Here is a 15,607-nt window from a genome sequence, read left to right as displayed (position 1 = left end):
CTTTTAACAATAGTTGGGACGAGGAGTCGCCGTCTGCGGTTGAGTCTTCTCAGCCTCTTGAGAGCAAGCTGTGTGGAGCCGGTCCCGAGGCGGATCGAAAACAGCGTCGGTAGACATCAACGGTTCCCGAGGTGCTGAGCGATCGCTATGAGCGCCCCACCGATGAGGTACGGGCCGAAAGCGATGTGGGTGTTGCGCCCCTTCCCGGCGATGAGTAGGACGATCGCGACGACGAAGGCTAGGAGGAAGCCGAGGACGGGGCCGGCGATCGCTGCACCCCAGCCAGCCCAGCCGAGGATGAGGCCGAGCAGGATGCCGAGCTTCACGTCGCCCAAGCCCATGCTGCCCCAGCGGTTCATCACGGCGTAGAGGAAGCCCGTGAGCGCCGCTGTGATTGCTGCGCGCCCCAGGGCGGCGACATCTGACCCTGACAGCACATGAAACGCCAAGAGAGCCGCCAGGACGCCGTACGAGGGGAAAACGATGCGGTCGGGGAGTCTGTGAGTGCGGAGGTCGATGATCGCGAGCCAGGCACCCACCAGGGCGATGTATGCGGCAGCGACGAGGAAGATCGTCTCCGACCCGTTTCGGGTGATCGCGAGGGTCCCTCCGACTGCGAGGGTGACTGCTGCGAGCACGGGGGTGGCCCAGTGAGTGAGAGCTGGAGGGCGCTCCCGATCGATGGGCGTGACGGATAGCTCGGTGCGGCTGGGAGCTGGGGGGGTGTTCGTTGTGCGCCGTCATGGGCTTGTCGGTCGTGGTCATTCTGGTCTAGCTCGCGATCCGCTGGCTACGGAGTTCGTCGATGAGCTGCTGGGTCTCTTCCTCGGGCTCTTCCTCGTCCAGCTCGGCGAGGTGGAGATCCAAGCGGGCGATGACGCGCTCGACGCCGTCGACGTCGTTCGCGAGTGCTTCGGCGCGGAGTCGATCGCGAACGGGGATTTCGCTGGCGGGGTCGACCTTCTCCCCCACGATCGAGGCGAGGCTGGTTATATCAACTCGATTCGGTACCACCATGACGGCTTGTTTCGGACTCACCCACATCGAAGGAAGGGGGCTCCGACGGAGCGATCTTGCCCGCTACCCGCTTCGGGTGTCCTCTAGGCCGAGCGGGTTTTGCTGTGTGCTTGAGCAAAGAAAACTGCCCCACTCGAAGCCGAGGGGGCAGTCTCTTCGGTTTAATCAGGTCGTCCGGCCTCGCCTCTTTCGCATGAGGATTAAAGCCGTTATCACGCCAGCAAGGAGGAGAGCGAGCCCGCCATAGAAGAGGGAGTTTTCTAGGGCGGTTGCATACCCGGTAGTTCCGGCGGCATCGACTTCGATGCCGCGCATAAACCACACGACGCCCATGGCCGCTACCAACATCGCTCCGAGAGTGACAGCGGCGATGTCACTCGTGAGGAGCATTTTTCGCGTTGATCTCTTCATGATTACTTAGCCCCAATTACATTGGTGGGCGAGGGCACTGGCGCCCCAGTCGCTCTTATTCGGTCGCCATTTCTCGAGGTTCCAGGAGTCGGGCTTGAGAAGAGCGTAGATGGAGTGGCAGTCGTATTGCTCGTGCAGGCTTGTTTTCGAGAGAAGAACCGGCCACTTATTCTTGGCCTCGTCCCATCCAGGGCCAAGGAACACTGGAACGGCGCTGGTGCTCGTGCTCATTGCCGCTCCCCAGCCACTGCGGAACACCAGGTAGCGAGGTTGACCCCTATCCGACGACGTCGTCATCTTGTTGAACAGATCCTGGCCGAGCCACGGGTCTGCGACGATGGGATAGGTGTATGAGCCGTTGGCGTGGTCAACGACCTGCGTGACGGTTGAGCCACTCGCCTCGTAGTGGGTGGGAACTGCCGTTCCGGCGGCGTCCATTGCCCATGCCGGTGCAATCGCCCCTGCGAACTGTCCCTGATCATCACGCACGACGATGATGTCGCCGTCTGCTTGCAACGTCGCTGCTCCGCCGACGTCGTAAGAGTAGCGATCCGGTGCGTCGGACGATTCGAGGACAGTTGCGACCTGAACCGAACCATCAATTTTCGCGATGGGAACCGTGTGAGAGCCGTCTCCGTTGTCGTAAGCAACGATTCCGGGCTGCAACTCCGTGGCGTCTCCTGCTTCATCCGCTCGGGGTAGGCCTACAGTGAGCTTGCTTCCCGTCGCGGACACAACTCGCAGTCCTAAAGAGGGATCCTCAGGGATCGACGCGAGGGGAAGCCGGCCTGATGGCTTGCTGGTGGAACTTATCCCGAGGTTGCCAGTGAAGAGCCCCGCTGAAGCCGGTATGGACTTCAACGCTGCAAGGACCGGATCAGCAGAGGCAGCGGTCGCTGCTGGTGCCGCCATGCTGACCAGCAGCACGGAAGCGCTGGCTATCGCCGTCGTCAGCATCAACTGACGTTTCATAGAGCCGGGCCGAAACCTATTTCGCATGATCGGTTCCATTCGTGAGCCGCGCCTGCACCGATGCAGACGCTCTATATGACTGAAACTAGCGTTTCATCGAGATAAGTGAAGTCGGCGTTTAGGGGGACACAGACAAGAAAGGTGTCAGACAGTGACGATCGCTATTCCGTTGTCCTCATTCGCTGACGGGTGTGGGCGAGGCGGTAGGAGTCGGTGCCGGTTTCGATGATGTTGCCGCCGAAGGTGAGTCGGTCAACGATCGCGGCGCAGAGTCTGGGGTCGGTGAAGGTCTTGGTCCAGCCGGAGAACGATTCGTTAGATGCGATCGCGACGGAGTTCTTCTCCTCGCGTTCGGTGAGGACTTGGAAGAGGAGCTCGGCGCCGCGGCGGTCAAGTTCCATGTAGCCGAGCTCGTCGATCATCAGGAGATCTACCCGTCCGTAGCGGGCGATCGTTCGAGCAAGTGTCTTGTCGTCGGCGGCTTCGACGAGTTCGTTGACCAGCCGAGTGGCGAGGGTGTATCTCACCCGGAATCCTTTCTCGGCCGCGGCTGTGCCGAGGCCGATGAGGAGGTGAGACTTCCCGGTCCCGGAGTCACCGATCAGGCAGAGGGGTTGTCCTTTCCGGACCCAATCCCCGGTGGCGAGGGTGTTGATGGTTGCAGGGTTGATGTTTGGGTTTGCGTCGTAATCGAAATCTCCGAGCCATTTGTCTCTCGGGAATCCGGCGGCTTTGACCCGGCGGACGGAGGAGCGTCGGTCGCGGTCGTCGCACTCCGCGAGGAGCAGTTCGGCGATGATCCCGTTATAGGACAGCTGCTCTTTCTGAGCGATCGCGACTGCATCGGCAACCAGGGCGCGGATCGTTGGGAGCCGCAGTCGGCGGCAGGCCCCGTCGATCGCAGCGATCGCAGCTTCCTCGGTCATCCCTCGCCGACGCCGGAACGGTGGCGGTGGGCTAGTGGTGGTCATGAAGCAGTTTCCTTCTTCAGCGTCGATGAATCGATCGAGGAACGGCGGAGAGTGAGCAGCTCGTCGTAGCCGGCAACCGACGGCGCCGGTCGTGTATCGGCAGGGAGTCCGGCGATCACCGCGGCGGGATCGGTGAGCCGGCGCTGGGTGAGACTGACAACACGGTGCTCGACGACCGGAGCCTGATCGACACGATGACGGTCTGATCCGGACCCACCGGCGGCGGCATGCCGCCGAGCCTCGACAGCGACGACATCCGCTGTCACGGCGCCGACCCGCAGAGCTGCGACCAACCCAGCAATGACATCATCAACAGCCATCGAACGGTGTAACAACAGCACGTCGATCAGCTCGCGGGTTCCGGCCGCGTCGCCGTTACTCTTCCGTGTCGAGGCCCAGAATGCTTCATGCGCTGAGGTGAACGCGCCGGTGGAGCGGGCGTGCGCGAGGGCTGTCGAACCCGGCAACGCCCCGGGCTTCATTTTCAGCACTTCAAGGTAGTGATCCAGATTCATTGACTCGCCGCCGCGGGCGACGATCCGAGGATGCCTTGCGATGGGGGTGCGTCCGTCGAAGACGACCAGCTCCGATGCGCGAAGAGACACTCGAACCTGGCGTCCGATGAACCGTGCCGGCACCGAATATCTCGCCATCCGGACGGTGATCAGAGCAGACCGGTCGACCCGTGGATGCACCGTCAGGCCGGGATCAAAGCTCTCAGCAGGCAACGGCCTCAGCAGTGATCGTTCGGCAGTGAAGTCCGCCGCCACCGATCTCAGCCGCGAGCCGATCCGCCTGATGTCATCCGCTTCATCCCATTCCCGGATCTTCTCGTTCAGGTCCGCCAGGGTCTCCACGACCGGCATTGGGGACAAATGGGTCCGGCGGAACCTGCCGACGTCTCCCTCGATGCCGCCCTTCTCATGCGCACCCTTAATGCCGGGCTGGCAGTAGAACGCGTCGAACCCGTAATGCGAGCGGAACAGTAGCCACCGTTCGTTCTCTGTCCGTCGCCTGTTCGTCCCGTAGAGCACCGTCGTGACCGCGGCGGTCAGATTGTCGTAGCGGATGTGTCTGGTCGGAATACCGCCGATCGTGTTGAACGCATCGATGTGGCCCTCGAGAAATGCCTCCTGCCCCTGCGTCGGGTAAACGCGGTGCACGGCTTTGCCCGAGTTCGAGAGCCGGAACGCGAAGAGGTGACACTTCGTCTTCACCCCAGCGAGGATCACCCACACCTCCCCGAAATCGACCTCCGCCTCCGCACCCGGTGCGTGCTCCTGCGGGATGAACACCTCTTGCCGGCGGTCCGCGTCCAGCTGCGGTCGGCGCAGGCGGACATAGTCGCGGACGGTCGAATACGACAACTCGGTGGCGCCGTGCTCCTCCGCCAGGCGGGCGAGGACACGGCGTGCAGTGTGGCGCTGCTTTCTCGGAGCCTCGACATCCTCAAGCAGCATCGCGTCGATCGTCGACTTGAACGCGTCCAACCTCGGAGATGCTCGGACCGGTGTCTTCCGTGGCGGTGGTTCGGCGGTGGCCAGCGCGGTCCGCACCGTTCCGCGGCCCACCTGATGGCGACGCGCGAGCTCCCGAATTGAGAGCCCGTCGACCCTCGCATCGCGTCTGATCTGTGCGAACAGTTCCATACGAGCCCTCATCCCTGCGCCTCCCACCGCCGGCATCAGCACCGGATGAGAACAACGCTGAAGTGGGCTCCAGGCAAACCGTCGCACCGACCCGGCGAGTCACCGGCTGGGTCCGAATGAAGCCGTCACAGTGGTACTAGATCAACCTGTCACACTCATGGGGGCGTTAACGACATACGGCGTTGCGAGGATGCAGATCCGTTCTCACGATTTGGAGCGGAGGCAAGAACGTCGCGAACGTGAGGAGGAGCGGCTTCGACGAGAAGGTAAGGAAGCTGAGGAGGCTCGAGCAGACATCATCGAAGGCATCGTCTCCGCCATAGCGGAATACTCAGATCCTGTGTCGAGAAGACTTGGAACTGGTGACCACCGAATCCGGGTGGAGCTAGCGAAGCTAACCACTCGCGCCGGTGCTGAACATCTCTCTCATCATTACCTTGGCTACATTCTGGACTCCCACCAGTCTCCCCATGAAGAAACTCTGCTTGAAACTTTGAATGACATTCAGGGTCGGCTTGAAGGGTGGCATATCGGGCATCTGACCCTCTGCGAAGTCAATGGTCACATTGCAGACGGACGGACGCAGGTGCGGGAATTCTTGAGGCGTCACGGGATAACCCCGGCCACCTACTTCGAGCATGATGGCCTGCCGGCGGCGTGATTTCTCCTTTCGGCAGCTCTCTGTGGCTGCGTTCCGCGCGCTGCTGCTGCTCTAATCGTCAGGGTGCGACGGCCGTCGGCTGCAAGCTGAGGTAGCGATACACCGTTGCGCGGCTGGCCCCGATAACCTTCCCGATGTCAGCAGGTGCGAGCCCCTGAGCTTTCAGCTCCTGCGCACGTTTGACGTCAGCGTCATCGGTAGTGACTTCACGTCGGCCCGCTTTCCGCCCATGCTCTGCGGCGGCCGCCATTCCTGCCTTGGTGCGCTCGGCGAGCTGGTCGCGCTCGAGCTGCGCGAACGCTGACATCTCGGTGAGCATGGCTCTGCCCATAGGGCCTGTGGTGCTAATGCCTTCGGTGACGCTTCGAAAGTGCACATCCCGGCTCTCTAGGTCGTCGATGAGGGTGAGCAGGTTGCGGGTGTTGCGTCCAAGCCGGTCGAGCTGCCACACCACCACCTCGTCACCGCTTCGCAGGTGGTCGAGGAGCCTGTCGAGCTCGGGCCGGCTGGCGGTCGTTCCGCTCACGCCATGGTCGGTAAAGATCCGACTGCACCCTGCTGCTGTGAGCGCCGCGTGCTGAAGGTCTGCGTTCTGGTCTAGGGTGCTGACCCTGGCGTATCCGATGCTTCCCATGTCGACGCTCCTGCACTCATCAAAGGCCCTATCTCGTCTTGTTGAGAATAGTCGACGTGCGACACATTGTTGAGACAACTTGCGAGTGGAGTGAGTGCCGTGAGGACGGCGGGCTCAGACTTCTTCGCGGGAGCTTGGGTCTGTCCGGTCAAGGGATCCTTTGTTTGGACAGCAGATGGTCCGAATGCAGCGACAGCGGCGATGTCTGTGAGCCGCAACGGTATTGGGCCGTTTACCGTCAGCGGTTAATGGCCGATAAGTGGTGCTTCGCGTGCGGCGTCGATGAGGGCGGGGGTGAGCGTGCAGATGTTGTTGAAGGGTCAGTGCTTATGTGTGGACGGGTTCGCCGGTAACCCGGTGGTCTGCGTGGTTGATGGTTTCCTGGATGAGTCTGACGAGGTGTCCGTCATGGAGTGAGTAAATGACATGCCGGCCGTTCTTACGTGTATCTACCAGTCCGCTCAGACGCAGTTTGGCCAGGTGCTGGCTGACGACGGTACGGGGGACGTCGGCGGCGGTGGTGAGGTCCGTGACGCTCTTGGGGCCCTGGGCGAGCTGCCAGAGCAGGTGCAGCCGGGTGGGTTCGGCGAGCATCCGCAGGGTTCCGGCGGCTGTTTCGAGCAACTCCGGTCCAGGAGCGACCGCGTGGACGAGGGAGGGTTCATCAGCGGCGCGCTGAGGATCGATCGGTTGGCTTCTCAACGGCCTGCTCCTCGGTGACGGACGGGTCTGTCCCCGTTTCGCTCCGGGGCCAGGACAGGAAAGCTCCTGCGCTCCCCAGTATCGCAACGATCGTCAGTGTCAGCGCAGCCCAGCCGAGGCCGGCGGTCGCACCCACCCATCCGGCAAGCGGGTAGGCGATGATGTAGCAGGCGTGGGAGAGCGAGAACTGCGCCGTGAACACGTACGGGCGGCTCTCCTCGGTGGAGGCGTCCCTGAGCAGGCGAGCCGAGGGAGTCTGGATGGTCGAGTTGCCCGCGCCGAGGATGAACCACAGTCCCAGCAGCCACCACCACCCGGAGTCCGGTTGGGCGAAAGCGATGACGCCGGCGACTGCGGCCAGTGCAACTGGAACCAGGGCCGCGCCGGTGAGCATCACGAGGCGGTCACCGAAGCGATCAAGAACCCGGGGCGCGCACAGCGCCACCAGCATCGACCCGATGCCGAAGCTGGCAAGGGCCAGCGCCAGGTCGGTCTCGGGGCGGCCCAGCACGTCACGGACGTATACGACCGTGTTGACCAGCACCATCGCGGTGGGGGCAGCGACCACCACGTTCAGGGCCAGCAGGGATCGTAGCCGCGGAGTGCGCCAGAAGATACGCGAACCCAGAGTGGTTCGCTGCCACAGGGATGTGGCCGGCCCGCCCGTCGCCTGGAGCTTCGGCAGGACGGTCACCGCGACCATCAGGGCGGAGAACAGGAACCCGAAGACGGTGCCGAGGAACAGGTTGTTGTAGGTGGTCACACTCAGCAGGAGCACCGCTGCCGCGGGGCTGACGAGCGCTTCCATGTCATATGCCAGGCGGGACAGGGAAAGGGCCCGGGTGTAGTCCCGCTTGTCTTCGAGTACCGAGGGAATCAGCGACTGGAACGCCGGCGTGAAGGTTGCCGATGCTGACTGCAGCAAGAACACCACTAGGTAGATCTGCCAGGTCTCCGTGATGAACGGCAAGCACAGTGCCATCGCGGCACGCACCAGGTCCGCAGCGATCAGCACCGGTTTCTTCGGCAACCTCGCCACCACAGCATTGATGACAGGCGCGAAGCCCACATAGGCCAGCATCTTGATCAGCAGGGCGGTGCCCAACACGGCGCCAGCATTGCTGCCGGCTAGATCGAAAGCGAGCAGGCCCAGCGCGATCGTCAGCAACCCCGTACCCAATAACGCCACCACCTGGGCCCCGAACAACCGGCGATAGGTACCGTTCCGTAAAACCGTCAACATGTATATCGTCTTCCCGTGCATATGTTCATCAGTGTGCACTTATGAGCATACGCATCACGAACATGCACCGCAAAACGGCGGTATGCCGACCGGCTTGCGGGCAGCTACTACTAGCAAATGCGAGACGCTTTCGGGCAATTGCGGCGCTTACTCGGCCCGCGACCAGTGAGGCCCGCATTTCTGTGGGCGTCGGGCGCGGCAGACGGGTGCTAACCCACGCCCTTGGACTGAAGGAATGGCGCGGGAGAGATGGCCACGCCCCCGCGTCGGATCTCGAAGTGCAAGTGGCATCCGGTTGATACGCCGGCGTTGCCGACGGCCGCGATGTGTTGGCCAGCGGCGACTTGGGTGCCGGTGCGTACGAGAAGTCCGTTGGCGTACATGTGGGAGTAGCTGCTGGTGATGCCGTCGCCGTGGTCGATGACGCTTTGGTTGCCGTACCCTCCGGCTGGTCCTGAGGCGATCACGGTGCCGGCGGCGACGGCGAAGAGGGGTGTGCCGCAGCTGCTTCCGTAGTCATCGCCTGCGTGTAGTCGCCATTGTTTGTATACGGGGTGGAGGCGGTTGCCGTACCCCTGGTAGCTGCCGAAAGACACGATGGGGTTGGTCCATCCTTGCGCGGATACAGAACCGCTCCTGCTTGGGGCGGCAGTACTGCTTGCTGATGCACCACTTGCAGCTGATGCGGAGGGGGCGGCTGACGCGGCTTTCGCGGCGGCTGCAGCCGCAAATGCAGCTTGTTTCTGCTCTTCTAGGGCATATCCCTGCTCCACGGTGATGCGGGTGTCACGAAGTGTCGCGAGCTGCGCTTGCAGTTGCGCGTCGCGAGTCTGCTGTTCCTGTAAAGCTGCTTCGGCTACGGTCTGGGCCTCTGCAGCTTCTGTCAGGGCCTGCTGAGATGCGGTAGTGAGTCGAGTGAGTTCTTCCTCTGCGACGCTGGCTTGATCGCCAAGAGCGCCAGCTGTCTGTGTGGCGATTGTCGCCCGGGTGAAGAGTGATTCGTTGCGCTCCGCCAGTTTTGTTGCGGTGCTGAGGCGGTCGAGGAGGTCGTTGTCGCGGTCTCCGGCGAAGAACACCTCAAGGGTTGTCTCGTTTGTTGCGCGAGCCATCATTGCCGCTTGCTGTCCGGCGTCTTGCTTCACCTCCGCGGCCTCATCTTCGGCTTCAGCGGCCTCCTCTTGGAGCGCCGCAGTTTTGCCTGTGGCGCTATCGAGCTCGTCTTGGGCTAGTTGGAATTCTGTTCCTCGACGCTCAGCCAGCGCAGAGGCTTCATCGACGCTGGTCGACAAGGCGGCCAGCAGACTGGTGATGCGCTCGATCTCGACGCGGGTAGCTTCTTCGTTGCCTCGAGCAGCTTCCACATCAGCCCAGGTGGGATTGTCGGGCTCGGCATGCGCGGGCGCGAGTGGGCCGACGATCACGGTCGCGAGCAGAGCCACCACGGCCGCCACGGTCAGTAGGACGCGTCGTCGTTTGCCTATGGCCCTGGGCCTGGAGTCGACCGAGTTGGTCATTACAGGCCTCTCGGGCTCAGTTGTAGGAGGTGCTGCGCAGGATTGGCGCGCCGATCGGTATTGGGTCGGTGGGCTCGACCGCACTTACTTTCCAGGGGCTCGGTCATGGGGTCCTCGTCACGAGGGTTTGCCAGGTGGCGCCGAAGTCTTCGCTGGTGCTTACCCCGCGCGCATCAGCTGTGACGAGGAGAGGTTGCGCTCCGCCGCGGACCGCAAGGGCTGCTACCTGTCCAGAAGTCTTCCCGGTTTCCTGCCAGGTGCCTTCCGGGGACTTCAGCCACACGGCGCCGGAAACGTCGGTGCCGACAAGACGACCGCTTCCGTCGTTGAGCGCCTCGGCAAGATAGAGCGCTGGACCCTCGGCGCTGACGAAGGTGGTTCCTCCGTCCGTGCTGGTTGCTACGCCGTCCTCGGTGGTTGCGTACAGGGTGGAGCTGGCGGTGTCGAACGTGAGGTCTCGTGCGGAGATGGTTGCGCCTTGGGCCCACGATTTACCGCTGTCACGGCTGGTTTGCACTGATCCCGCTGTCGCGTCGTATGCATACACGTCATGACCGCCGGTGCTGTTCTGCACCGCTGCGATGTCGTGAAAGTCAGCCTCGCCGGTGAGAGACACGGCCTCCCACGTTTGGGCTTCGTCGGTGCTTGTGATCAAGCCGAGGGAGGGAAGGTGCGATTGTGTACCGGTGGGGTCAGGGTGGCCGGAACCGAACATGGTGCCATCCACCATGGTGAAACCCATGGTGTCTTGCGCGTTGTTCGCGATCGGACCCTCCAATGCGTCGAAACCCCCGCGGGTACCACTGGGGAGACGGTAGACGCCCGTGTGGGTTGCCACGAATAAATCGCCGCTGTCGCTGATGCCCAGTCCGTGGATATGACCGATGGAAGACTCGGCGAATTGGGGTGGTTCCGTTTCCGGTACGCCCGCCACCAGTGAACACCCGCTGATCGCCGCCCCTACAGCGGCGGCGGCGGCGATGGACACGACGAGACGGTGTGTAACTCTCTCGTGTGTGCGGGAATGGGCACCGGTGTCGCGCACGGGTTTGCTGTTCATGAGCCGACCTGTGTTGTGAGCCATGCGAACGGGTCGACCGGGAGGGTTCCGCCGAGGAGGATCTCGAAGTGGAGATGCGCACCCGTGCTGTTTCCGGTGCTTCCGACGGCGCCGATGGACTGTCCGACAGTGACGGTCTGACCGATTGACAGTGTGAGGGAGCCGAGGAGCATGTGCGCATACATACTGTTCACTTTCTGCCCGTCGACCACATGCTCGATGACCACGAATACCCCGTACGGGCCGCTGGGATTACCGAGATCCACCACGACGCCATCAGCTATTGCCTGGATGGGAGTCCCGGAACCGGGGTTCAGGTCGAGTCCCTTGTGGTTGGTGGAGCAGAACCCGCAGCCGGGGACATTTCGCGGCCCGAAACCGCTACTGATGGGGACACCCTGGGTGAAAGGCCACTGCACCGCCGAGGCTGGATCATTGACGAACGTCGCTGCAGTGCTGCTGTACCCCACCTCCGATGCGGGGTTTGGGGCCGCGGCGACGGCGATTGGTTGGGGTTTGGCGGTGACGGTGTAGCCGTCCCGGTTGATCGCAGCGGACTGCGTCGCCTGTACTGACATTGTTTGCGTATTCAACGGTTGGATCTCAACAGTCCGTGCGGTGACCGGGTCGGGAACGTACGCCTGCGGCGGGACAAGAGAGGGGAAGGCCAGTAGTGCGACCGCGACCGCGGCGGCCGTTCCGCGAACTGGTCCCGGGATGGTGCGGGCGCGGCGCCGCGACAACGCATGATCCGTGCTTGCGACAGCTGTGCGTGGCGCCGCCCGTTCTTCACGGATGATGTCGCGGCGATGGAGCTGCGTGTGCTTTTGTGGTTTTTCGATGGGCAGGTCAGGGTTGGGGAGCATTGTTTCCTTGATGACGCCGGAGAGCGCAGAGAGTTGACGGTGCGGAGGGGTCGCTGCGCGCTGTAGCGGTGGCGCAGCGACCCCCATTCATCGGAGTGAGTCAGTCTTCGAGCTGTTACAGCCCGGAGAGGAGCTCCTGCATCTGGTCGATCTCTGCCTGCTGGGTGTCGACAATGTCCTGCGCCAGTTCGAGAGCGTCGGGGTATTCACCGTCGTCAAGCTCGGTCTGGGCCATGTCGATGGCACCCTCGTGGTGTTCGGTCATCTGCTCAAGGAACAAGCGGCTGGCGCTTTCGGCGGAGGACCCTTCCAGGGCTTCCATCTCGTCGTCCGACATCATCCCGTCCATGCTGTGGTCCATCCCACCCATGTCGTCCATACCGCCCATGTCACTGGACGCGTCCCACTCTTCGAGCCAGCCGTTCATCTGCTCGATCTCTGGACCCTGGGCGTCCTTGATCTGCTGGGCGAGGTCGAGGACTTCCGGGTCGACGTCGTCTTTCGCGAGGATCATGTCGGACATCTCGACGGCTTGTTCGTGATGGGGAACCATCATCTGGGCGAACATCACGTCTTGGTCGTTGAAGCCTGCTGAGCTTTCCGAGGACGAGTCCTCAGATGTTGCGCTTTCGCTGCTGGTCGGGGTGCATGCGGCGAGAGTGAGCGACGCGGCAAGGACGCTGGCGATTGCGAAAGAGGTGCGGCGGATAGTCATTGTTGTACCAATCAGTAGAGGTCATAAAAGGAGCCCGAGCGCGGCGCGTCGGGTATAGCTCGTCCGTGAATGGACCGGGCTCTTTTTTAGGTTCTACTGATGGACAAGACGGTGAGAGAGGGCGGTTCGATGCCTATCGTGCGCCGAGGAATGATGCGTGCGAAGTCGACAAGGTGGGCCAGCTGCAGTATCCAACCGCCTGATGCCCGACGCCTGCGGAACAGCGCAACGGTCAGAAGCGCCATCGCGCACGCCATCCCCAAGGCAAGGCAATCGGCGGCACACATACCACCGGTGCAGTCGCTGCCGTCCTGCGCCGGTGCGGGCACAGATTCGGCACTGACACCGGAGGCAACGGAGGCCTCCGATTGCGCGTGGGGCGTATCGGCAGCGCTGTGGGAGTGACCAGCGGGCGAACCGGTTGAGGGTTTGAGGTCTACAGCGTGCATTGCAAGAAGTCCGAGGAGAATCCCGGTGACGGCCAACATCAGAACGAGAACGCGCCGGGCGCTGTCCGACCCGAACCGGAGGGTGCGGAGTGTGTCAGAACGCATCTCAACCCTTCCTATCCGGACCAACAACTCATCACAGTAACGCACGCCCCTTTTTTGACTCTGTTTCAGTCGGGGCCGAGGCCGGCGCTAGGGTCCAGCATTAATCGCCTTGACGAAGATCCGCGTTCAATTGCTGCGCTGCCACGATCGGCCCTGAATCGTCGCAGCCGCAGGCTGTTGGTGACGACGAATACCGACGAGAACGCCATGGCGGCCCCGGCGAGCAGCGGGTTGAGCAGCCCGAGCATCGCGAGCGGTATGGCCGCGACGTTGTAGGCGAAGGCCCAGAACAGGTTGCCCTTGATGATGCCGAGGGTGCGCCTGGCGAGACGCATGGCGTCGGCGACCGCGAGCAGGTCGCCGCTGACGACGGTGATGTCGCTTGCGGCCATCGCGGCGTCGGTTCCGGTGCCCATGGCGATGCCGAGGTCGGCTGCGGCGAGGGCGGCGGAGTCGTTCACGCCGTCGCCGACCATCGCGACCACGCGACCGTCGGCCTGCAGGGTGCGGATCAGCTCGAGCTTGCCCTCGGGGGTGACGCCCGCGTGCACGTCGTCGATGCCCACCACGGCGCCGATCGCCGCGGCGGTACCCGCGTTGTCTCCGGTCAGCAGCACCGGGTGGAGCCCCAGTGCCCGGAATCTCGCGATCGCAGCGGCGCTGGACTCCTTGACCGTGTCGCCGACCGTGATCAGGCCGCGCAGTACGCCGTCCCACCCGATCGCGACGACGGTACGCCCGGCGGCCTCGTCGGTGGCAATGGATGCCGCGGCCTCCGCGTCGAGCTCGATCGACCATTCCCCGGCGAGCCAGCCCGCGCGCCCGACCACCACGAGGCGCCCGTCGACGACAGCGCGCACACCCTGGCCCGGCGTGGACTGAAAGCCCTCCGCTCCACGGGTCACGAGGCCGCGGCGGTCACCGTCCGCGACGATGGCGCGCCCGACCGGGTGCTCAGACCCGTGCTCGGCGATGGCCGCCACCGAGATGACGTCATCGATGGATGCGTCGGCGAACGCCACCGCAGAGAGCACCGCCATGCGCCCCGAGGTGATGGTGCCGGTCTTGTCGAGCACGATGGTGTTCACCGTGCGCGTCTGCTCGAGCACCTGCGGTCCGCGGATGAGGATCCCGAGCTGCGAGCCACGGCCGGTCCCGACCAGCAGCGCGGTCGGGGTCGCCAGCCCCAGCGCGCACGGGCACGCGATGATCAGGGTCGCGACCGCGGCGGTGAAAGCCGCTTCGACCGTTCCGCCCGCCACGAGCCAACCGGCGAAGGCGATCACGGCGAGCGCGATGACGACGGGAACGAAGACCGCCGAGACGCGGTCGGCCAGTCGCTGCGCCTCGGCCTTTCCGCTCTGCGCCTCCTCGACCAGTCGGCCCATGCGGGCGAGTTCGGTGTCGGCCCCGACGCGGGTGACCTCGACGACCAGCCGGCCGCCGGCATTGACCGTCGCACCGATCACGCGGTCGCCGACCGTGACCTCGACGGGCACGGATTCGCCGGTGATCATGCTGAGGTCGACGGCCGATGCCCCGTCGACGATGAGGCCGTCGGTGGCGATCTTCTCGCCGGGCCGCACGACGATGGTGTCGCCGGGAACGAGGCGCGACACGGGCACGAGCGACTCCGCCCCGCCTACGAGCAGGGCCGCGTCCTTGGCGCCGAGCTCGAGCAGCGCCTTCAGTGCGGCACCCGACTGGCGCTTCGCCCTCGCCTCGATGTACCGGCCGAGGAGGATGAAGACGGTGACGGCGGCGGCGACCTCGAGGTAGATGTCCCCGGTGCCTCCTCCGCCGACGAGGCTGAACGACATGTGCATGCCGGGCATGCCGGCCATGCCGAAGAACAGCGCGTACAGCGACCAGCCGAATGCGGCGAGCACCCCGATGCTGATCAGCGTGTCCATGGTCGCGGCGCCGTGGCGGGCATTGACGAATGCCGCCCGGTGGAACGGCCACGCGCCCCACACCACCACGGGGGCGGCAAGGGTCAGCGTGAGCCACTGCCAGTTGGCGAACTGCAGCGCGGGGATCATCGACAGCAGCACGACGGGCACCGTGAGCGCGACCGAGATCCACAGCCGGCGACGCAGCTCATCGGTCTCGCGATCACCGGTCTCGGCGGGCGCGGCGGCACCGTCGGAGACGGGCGGTGCGGGGGTCGCGGCGGTGTAGCCGGCAGACTCGATGGCGCCGATGAGAACGGCGGTGTCGACATCGCTGGCCTGGATGCGGGCCTTCTCGGTGGCGTAATTGACCGTGGCCGTGACGCCGTCGAGACGGTTCAGCTTGCGCTCGATGCGCGTCGCACACGACGCGCAGGTCATCCCCCCGATGTCGAGCGAGATGTCGGTGGTGCTCATCAGCGGCTGGGTGCGAGCTGGTATCCGGCCTCGGTGATGGCGGCGTCGATCAGCTCTGCGGCGATGGGCTGTGCGCTGACGACCGTGACCGTGGAGCTCCCGCCGACGTTGAGGTCGACGCTGACGCCCTGCACGCCGTCGATCTCGGCGACCTCCTCGGTGACGCTGGCCACGCAGTGGCCGCAGGTCATCCCGTCGACGAGGTAGCTGGCCGAAGCGGAGGTGTCGGGGGTGTTCGTGCTCATGGCGGTGTCCTTCGGTGGGGAGTT

General features: G+C 64.0%; 16 protein-coding genes. 1 reads left to right on the top strand and 15 read right to left on the bottom strand.

The genetic code is table 11. From position 1 onward, the window contains the following. Window positions 1-116: 116 nt before the first annotated feature. From G5S38_RS09340 to istA, 5 genes are all read right to left on the bottom strand, one after another. Window positions 117-638, bottom strand: a complete 522-nt coding sequence (locus tag G5S38_RS09340) for a prepilin peptidase (RefSeq protein ID WP_165067709.1) — start codon at window positions 636-638, stop codon at window positions 117-119. Between the two features lie 133 nt (window positions 639-771). Next, window positions 772-1,017: a hypothetical protein gene (locus G5S38_RS09335; protein WP_165067707.1), complete on the bottom strand. Its 246-nt coding sequence runs from the start codon at window positions 1,015-1,017 to the stop codon at window positions 772-774. Between the two features lie 417 nt (window positions 1,018-1,434). Continuing rightward, a complete protein-coding gene (locus tag G5S38_RS09330) occupies window positions 1,435-2,400 on the bottom strand; it encodes a DUF2599 domain-containing protein (protein WP_165067704.1) in 966 nt (321 codons plus the stop codon). Between the two features lie 161 nt (window positions 2,401-2,561). Further along, complete coding sequence (gene istB, locus G5S38_RS09325; RefSeq protein WP_165067702.1) at window positions 2,562-3,371, bottom strand: IS21-like element helper ATPase IstB; 810 nt, start codon at window positions 3,369-3,371, stop codon at window positions 2,562-2,564. Beyond that, window positions 3,368-5,032 (bottom strand): IS21 family transposase, encoded by a 1,665-nt coding sequence (gene istA, locus G5S38_RS09320; protein ID WP_165067699.1) that lies wholly within the window; start codon window positions 5,030-5,032, stop codon window positions 3,368-3,370. The genes istB and istA overlap by 4 nt, the downstream gene beginning before the upstream one ends. A 178-nt stretch (window positions 5,033-5,210) precedes the next feature. Here istA and G5S38_RS09315 point away from each other — a divergent pair, with 178 nt between their 5' ends. Beyond that, on the top strand, window positions 5,211-5,681 hold the full coding sequence (locus G5S38_RS09315; RefSeq protein ID WP_165067697.1) for a hypothetical protein: 471 nt from the start codon (window positions 5,211-5,213) through the stop codon (window positions 5,679-5,681). A 58-nt stretch (window positions 5,682-5,739) separates the two neighbouring features. Here the strand turns inward: G5S38_RS09315 and G5S38_RS09310 are convergent, their stop codons facing one another. The 10 genes from G5S38_RS09310 to G5S38_RS09270 all read right to left on the bottom strand — a co-directional run bounded on the left by G5S38_RS09310 (window position 5,740) and on the right by G5S38_RS09270 (window position 15,583). Next, window positions 5,740-6,315: a recombinase family protein gene (locus G5S38_RS09310; protein WP_165067695.1), complete on the bottom strand. Its 576-nt coding sequence runs from the start codon at window positions 6,313-6,315 to the stop codon at window positions 5,740-5,742. Window positions 6,316-6,642: 327 nt separating this feature from the next. Beyond that, window positions 6,643-6,939 (bottom strand): ArsR/SmtB family transcription factor, encoded by a 297-nt coding sequence (locus tag G5S38_RS09305; protein WP_201276640.1) that lies wholly within the window; start codon window positions 6,937-6,939, stop codon window positions 6,643-6,645. 40 nt (window positions 6,940-6,979) lie between these two features. After that, window positions 6,980-8,260: an MFS transporter gene (locus tag G5S38_RS09300; protein ID WP_165067691.1), complete on the bottom strand. Its 1,281-nt coding sequence runs from the start codon at window positions 8,258-8,260 to the stop codon at window positions 6,980-6,982. Window positions 8,261-8,469: 209 nt separating this feature from the next. Then, window positions 8,470-9,774: a M23 family metallopeptidase gene (locus G5S38_RS09295; protein ID WP_235928987.1), complete on the bottom strand. Its 1,305-nt coding sequence runs from the start codon at window positions 9,772-9,774 to the stop codon at window positions 8,470-8,472. Between the two features lie 103 nt (window positions 9,775-9,877). After that, on the bottom strand, window positions 9,878-10,762 hold the full coding sequence (locus G5S38_RS09290) for a WD40/YVTN/BNR-like repeat-containing protein (RefSeq protein ID WP_165067689.1): 885 nt from the start codon (window positions 10,760-10,762) through the stop codon (window positions 9,878-9,880). 68 nt (window positions 10,763-10,830) lie between these two features. Beyond that, a complete protein-coding gene (locus tag G5S38_RS09285; RefSeq protein WP_165067687.1) occupies window positions 10,831-11,700 on the bottom strand; it encodes a M23 family metallopeptidase in 870 nt (289 codons plus the stop codon). A 115-nt stretch (window positions 11,701-11,815) separates the two neighbouring features. Continuing rightward, a complete protein-coding gene (locus G5S38_RS09280) occupies window positions 11,816-12,415 on the bottom strand; it encodes a DUF305 domain-containing protein (protein ID WP_165067685.1) in 600 nt (199 codons plus the stop codon). An 86-nt stretch (window positions 12,416-12,501) separates the two neighbouring features. Beyond that, window positions 12,502-12,903 carry a DUF6153 family protein gene (locus G5S38_RS15940; protein WP_407943839.1) on the bottom strand — a complete coding sequence of 134 codons (402 nt, stop codon included), beginning with the start codon at window positions 12,901-12,903 and terminating at the stop codon, window positions 12,502-12,504. Window positions 12,904-13,034: 131 nt separating this feature from the next. Further along, entirely contained in the window at window positions 13,035-15,338 is a 2,304-nt protein-coding gene (locus G5S38_RS09275) for a heavy metal translocating P-type ATPase (RefSeq protein ID WP_165067683.1), read from the bottom strand. Then, window positions 15,338-15,583 carry a heavy-metal-associated domain-containing protein gene (locus tag G5S38_RS09270; RefSeq protein ID WP_165067681.1) on the bottom strand — a complete coding sequence of 82 codons (246 nt, stop codon included), beginning with the start codon at window positions 15,581-15,583 and terminating at the stop codon, window positions 15,338-15,340. Before G5S38_RS09270 ends, G5S38_RS09275 begins: the two co-directional genes overlap by 1 nt. Window positions 15,584-15,607: the final 24 nt, after the last annotated feature.

It is taken from the genome of Marisediminicola senii, assembly GCF_011057645.1.
Taxonomy (GTDB): Bacteria; Actinomycetota; Actinomycetes; order Actinomycetales; family Microbacteriaceae; genus Marisediminicola; species Marisediminicola senii.
This window is presented reverse-complemented; position numbering and strand designations above follow the sequence as displayed.

Excerpts from the sequence above, each read along its gene's own strand:
- G5S38_RS09335 (WP_165067707.1), bottom strand. The coding sequence starts at position 1,017 with ATGGTGGTACCGAATCGAGTTGATATAACCAGCCTCGCCTCGATCGTG.
- G5S38_RS09330 (WP_165067704.1), bottom strand. The coding sequence starts at position 2,400 with ATGAAACGTCAGTTGATGCTGACGACGGCGATAGCCAGCGCTTCCGTG.
- istB (WP_165067702.1), bottom strand. The coding sequence starts at position 3,371 with ATGACCACCACTAGCCCACCGCCACCGTTCCGGCGTCGGCGAGGGATG.
- istA (WP_165067699.1), bottom strand. The coding sequence starts at position 5,032 with ATGAGGGCTCGTATGGAACTGTTCGCACAGATCAGACGCGATGCGAGG.
- G5S38_RS09315 (WP_165067697.1), top strand. The coding sequence starts at position 5,211 with ATGCAGATCCGTTCTCACGATTTGGAGCGGAGGCAAGAACGTCGCGAA.
- G5S38_RS09310 (WP_165067695.1), bottom strand. The coding sequence starts at position 6,315 with ATGGGAAGCATCGGATACGCCAGGGTCAGCACCCTAGACCAGAACGCA.
- G5S38_RS09300 (WP_165067691.1), bottom strand. The coding sequence starts at position 8,260 with ATGTTGACGGTTTTACGGAACGGTACCTATCGCCGGTTGTTCGGGGCC.
- G5S38_RS09295 (WP_235928987.1), bottom strand. The coding sequence starts at position 9,774 with ATGACCAACTCGGTCGACTCCAGGCCCAGGGCCATAGGCAAACGACGA.
- G5S38_RS09285 (WP_165067687.1), bottom strand. The coding sequence starts at position 11,700 with ATGCTCCCCAACCCTGACCTGCCCATCGAAAAACCACAAAAGCACACG.
- G5S38_RS09280 (WP_165067685.1), bottom strand. The coding sequence starts at position 12,415 with ATGACTATCCGCCGCACCTCTTTCGCAATCGCCAGCGTCCTTGCCGCG.
- G5S38_RS15940 (WP_407943839.1), bottom strand. The coding sequence starts at position 12,903 with ATGTTGGCCGTCACCGGGATTCTCCTCGGACTTCTTGCAATGCACGCT.
- G5S38_RS09275 (WP_165067683.1), bottom strand. The coding sequence starts at position 15,338 with ATGAGCACCACCGACATCTCGCTCGACATCGGGGGGATGACCTGCGCG.
- G5S38_RS09270 (WP_165067681.1), bottom strand. The coding sequence starts at position 15,583 with ATGAGCACGAACACCCCCGACACCTCCGCTTCGGCCAGCTACCTCGTC.